Origin of the sequence: Frankia sp. R82 (genome assembly GCF_023716925.1) — a bacterium.
Classification (GTDB): Bacteria; Actinomycetota; Actinomycetes; order Frankiales; family Frankiaceae; genus Frankia.
This window is the reverse complement of sequence record NZ_JAMQQG010000274.1, coordinates 1-4,314: the sequence shown is the minus strand read 5'-3', so window position 1 is coordinate 4,314 and position 4,314 is coordinate 1. Positions and strand designations below refer to the sequence as shown.

The 4,314-nt window shown below is 72.7% G+C and carries 3 protein-coding genes and 1 pseudogene; 1 reads left to right on the top strand and 3 read right to left on the bottom strand.

The window, feature by feature from the left end:
• A partial coding sequence (locus ND747_RS20125) for a DUF881 domain-containing protein (RefSeq protein ID WP_251735397.1) occupies window positions 1-554 on the top strand: 554 nt, incomplete at its 5' end.
• A 12-nt stretch (window positions 555-566) separates the two neighbouring features.
• Here the strand turns inward: ND747_RS20125 and ND747_RS20120 are convergent.
• The 3 genes and pseudogenes from ND747_RS20120 to ND747_RS20110 form a co-directional block, all read right to left on the bottom strand.
• Window positions 567-1,244 (bottom strand): aminodeoxychorismate/anthranilate synthase component II, encoded by a 678-nt coding sequence (locus tag ND747_RS20120; protein ID WP_251735395.1) that lies wholly within the window; start codon window positions 1,242-1,244, stop codon window positions 567-569.
• Between the two features lie 53 nt (window positions 1,245-1,297).
• Window positions 1,298-3,454, bottom strand: coding sequence for a Stk1 family PASTA domain-containing Ser/Thr kinase (gene pknB, locus ND747_RS20115; protein ID WP_251735394.1), 2,157 nt, complete (start codon window positions 3,452-3,454; stop codon window positions 1,298-1,300).
• Window positions 3,451-4,314 (bottom strand): annotated as a pseudogene (locus ND747_RS20110) (hypothetical protein); the annotation flags it as partial. The gene pknB and the pseudogene ND747_RS20110, both read right to left, overlap by 4 nt.

Here is a 4,314-nt window from a genome sequence, read left to right as displayed (position 1 = left end):
CGCCCGCGGCGTCCCCGGCGCCCGCGACGCCTCCCGGACCTGGGACGCCTCCCGGACCTGGGACGGCCACTGGACCGGCGACCGGCGTCGGTACCGACGCCGCTGGCGGGGAGCTCGCCGGGGCGGTGGGCCTCGCCGCGGTGCACGGACCGGCCGTGAGCGTCGAACTCGACGATGCGCCACCGTCCAGTCGGCGCGGGCCCTACCCGGCGGGGATACGGACCCCCGGCCCGGACGATCTGGTCGTTCACCAACAGGACGTCCAGGCCGTCGTGAACGCCCTGTGGCACGGCGGCGCCGAGGCGATGACGATCATGGATCTCCGGGTCACCGCGCGGACCGCGGTGCGCTGCGTCGGCAACACCCTCCTGCTACAGGGTCGGGTGTTCTCGCCGCCGTTCCGGATCACCGCCGTCGGGGACGGCGCCGCGATGCAGGCCAGCCTGCGCGACGATCCACAGGTCACGATCTACCGGCAGTACGTGGACGCCTACCGCCTGGGCTACCGGGTCAGCCAGGGCCCGGACGCCACCCTGCCGGCGGCCCGACCCTGACCGTGCGGACGGTCAGCTGAAGGCGGCGGCGCGCAGAAGTTCGACTTCGGCGGACAGGCCGGGGGCCAGGCGGCGTGCGGCGCCACCGTCGCCGCACTGCTCCAGCCAGCGGGCGAGCATCAGATGTCCGCCCTGGGTGAGCACCGACTCGGGGTGGAACTGGACGCCCTCCAACGGCAGCGTCGTGTGGCGCAGGGCCATCACCACGCCGCTGTCGGTCCGCGCCGTCACCTCGATCTCCGGTGGCAGGGTGCGCTCGTCGACGGCGAGGGAGTGATAGCGGGTGGCGATGAAGGGGGAGGGCAGGTCGGCCAGCACACCGGCGCGGTCATGGTGGACCTGTGAGGTCTTGCCGTGCAACAGCTCGGGCGCCCGGTCGACGGTCGCCCCGAAGGCGACGCCGATCGCCTGGTGGCCCAGGCACACACCGAGCAGCGGTAGTCGCCGGGCGGCGCAGGCCAGGACCATCGGGATGCTCACCCCGGCGGCCTCGGGCGTGCCGGGGCCGGGGGAGAGCAGGACGCCGTCGACGGGCTGCCCGTCGACGCGGCCGGACCCGCCGAGGTCAGCAAGTTCGGCCGGCGTGATCTCGTCGTTGCGCCGCACCACGCAGTCCGTCCTCAGCTGGCCGAGGTACTGGACCAGGTTGAACACGAACGAGTCGTAGTTGTCGACGACCAGGATCCGCATCAGGCAGCCCCCGTCCAGGCTCGGCGTGCAGTACTCGGCGCGGTCATCGGTGCTCAGTTGGTTCCGGTCCCGCCGGTCCCACTGCCGGTCCCGCCGTTACCACCACCGGCTCCACCGTTACCACCACCGGTCCCACCGCCCACACCGGTGCCGGTACCACTGCCGGGCCGCCGGGCGGCGGCAGCACCGGCACCGCCGCCGAGCACGCCCGTCGGGCCGGTCGACGGAGTCTGGCCGCCGGTGCCGGGGGTCGGGGTCTGGCCGCCGCCGGGAGTCTGGGTCGGCTCCTGGTCGGTCGGCTGGGTGGTGGTGGGGCTCGGCGGGGGAGTGGTCTGGATCTGGGCGGCGACCGAGAGCGTGACGGTCGACCCGCGGGCCACATTGGTGCCCGAGGGCTGCTGGTCCACCACGGTTCCCGGCGCGACGTTGTTGTTCGCCACGTCCTGGCGGGTGGCGTTCAGACCCCAGCGGCCGAGCTCGGCGACCGCGCTGTCGTAGGAGCGGTTACGCACGTCGGGCACGTTGACGTTGGCGCTGACGACGTAGACGGTGACGGTGGAACCGGCCTTCACCGGGCCGCCTACCGCCGGGTCGGTGCTGTCGACCCGGCCGACCTTCTGGGTGGTCTGGTTGTAGAAGGGCATGATGGTCGGGTTCAGCCCTAGCCCGCGCAGCTGCTGCTCGGCCTCGGTCTGCGTCTTGCCTACCAGGTCGCTGGGAATGGTGACGTCACCCGCAGCCTTGCCGATGAACAGGGTGATCGTTCCCGCGACGTCGACCTCGGTGCCCTCGGCCGGGTCGACCTTGGTGACCTGGCCGGCCTTGTCCGGATCGTCCACCGAGGAGAGGGTCACCGTGCCACGGAAGCCGGCGCTCTGCAGCCGGGCCCGGGCGTTCTGCTCGTTGAGGCCGATGAGGCCCTTCGGGACGGCGATCTGGTCGCCCGACCCGCCGCCACCCCCGCCACCGCTGAGGAAGGTGGACGCGAGCAGCACCACCGCGACGAACACCACGACGACGCCGAGGCCGGCGAGGATGTACTTCCACGCCTGCGACTTCTGCGGGCTGCCGGGCACGGCGCGCCGGTCGAGGGCGCCGGTGAGGTCGTAGCGGTCGAACGGACCGGTGCCGAAGCGGCCGTCGTCATACGGTGCGTCCGCATACGCACCGGCGGCCGGGGCGAAGGAGGTCGCGTCGTCGCCGTAGCGGTCGTCGCCGTAGCGGTCGCGAGTGGGATAGCCGGCGCGGTCGCCGCGGCCGAGGACGGCGGTGCCGGCGGCGGGACCCAGGGTGGTGGCGGCACCGCTGGCGCCACCACCTCCCATCATCGCCTGAACCTGGCGTCCCGCCAGCGCTCGTTCCAGATCGTCGCGCATCTCACCCGCAGTGAGGTAGCGGTCGTCGGCGTCCTTCTCCATCGCCTTGAGGACGATCGCGTCGGCCTCGGGGGAGATGTCCCGGTCGTGCGCCGACGGCGGGTCGGGATCCTCCCGGACGTGCTGGTAGGCGACGGCGACCGGGTTGTCGCCGCGGAACGGCGGGGCGCCGGTGAGCAGTTCGTAGAGCAGCACCCCGGTGGTGTAGACGTCGCTGCGGGCATCCACCCGCGCGCCTCGGGCCTGCTCGGGGGACAGGTACTGCGCGGTGCCGATGACGGCCGCGGTCGCGGTCATCGTGGACGAGGTGGCGGTGGTGGCCCGGGCGATGCCGAAGTCCATCACCTTGACCGCGCCATCCGGGCTGAGCATGACGTTCGCCGGCTTGATGTCCCGGTGGATGATCCCCATCCGGTGGCTGTAGTCCAGTGCGGCGCAGACGTCGGAGGTGATCTCCATGGCGCGGCGTTCGGTGAACCGGCCCTCGGCCTGCAGGGCGTCGCGCAGGGTCCGGCCCTCGATGAACTCCATCACGATGTACGGGATGTGCGTCCCGTTGATGACGTCCTCGCCGGTGTCGTACACCGAGACGATCGCCGGATGGTTCAGCGCCGCGGACGACTGCGCCTCGCGCTGGAAGCGGGCGAGGAACGTGGGGTCGCGGGCCAGATCCGAGCGCAGGGTCTTGATCGCCACCTCACGGCCGAGCCGGATGTCACGGCCTCGGTAGACCTCCGCCATCCCGCCATAGCCGATGCCGCCGCCGAGTTCGTAGCGACCGCCGATGAGCTGCGGGGCCGCGTCAGGCGTGTACGTCTGGGTTGCGTCGGTCACGAATACTCCCCTGCCCGCGCCGTGCCACCTGCTCCGATCCCGACTGTGGGACCGACTCCATCTGCTGGACCGACTCCATCTGCTGGACCGACTCCATCTGCTGGACCGACGATGTCAGAACCGATCGGCGGCGTGGACACCACCCCGGCCGGGGCGCCCGCCGAGTTCGACTCGGAACCGTTGCCGGTGAACAGCCGGTTGGACACGAACGCGGTGATCGCGATCGTCAGCACGAGCAGGATGAGCAGCACGGGCAGGGGCAGTGTCAGGCGCCCGGCGCCGGCAGCGGTGCCGCGGCGCCGGCCGGCCCGGCCGCCCGACCAGTCCTGGTCGTCGCCGCGCGCGTGGGCCGCGTTCGACCATCCGGACGGGCCCGGCTGGTAGACGGTGCCAGGATCGCGGGCGTCACCATAACCGGAGTCGTCGGGATACCCGGGGGCGCTGGTGCCGGGATAGCCCGCGGTCGGGCCGTAGCCCGCCGGGGAACCGTAGCCGGACTGTTCGCCCGCCCGGGACCTGTCGCCGTAGCGATACCTGGCCTCCTGGCCGTAACCCGGGTCCTGGCCGTAGCCGGAGTCGGAGCCGTAGCCGGAGTCGGGGCCGTGCAGCGGCGGGCTGTGCATCGCGGTCGCGGGCAGATCGGCGCCGGGCTGCAGCTGGGTGCGGTCCGCGGATGGCTCGGCCCGGCCGGGCCCGCTGCCGCGACCGGCGGTCGAGGTCGGCTCCTGCGGGAGCCACGACGGCGGCCGGGTACGGGAGGTCTGACGGTGCGCGCGCCCCGCGGCGAACGGCGCGACGACGTCACCGGGTGCGACGAACCGGGACGGATCCGCCTGTGCGACCAAGCGCCCGCGGAGCTC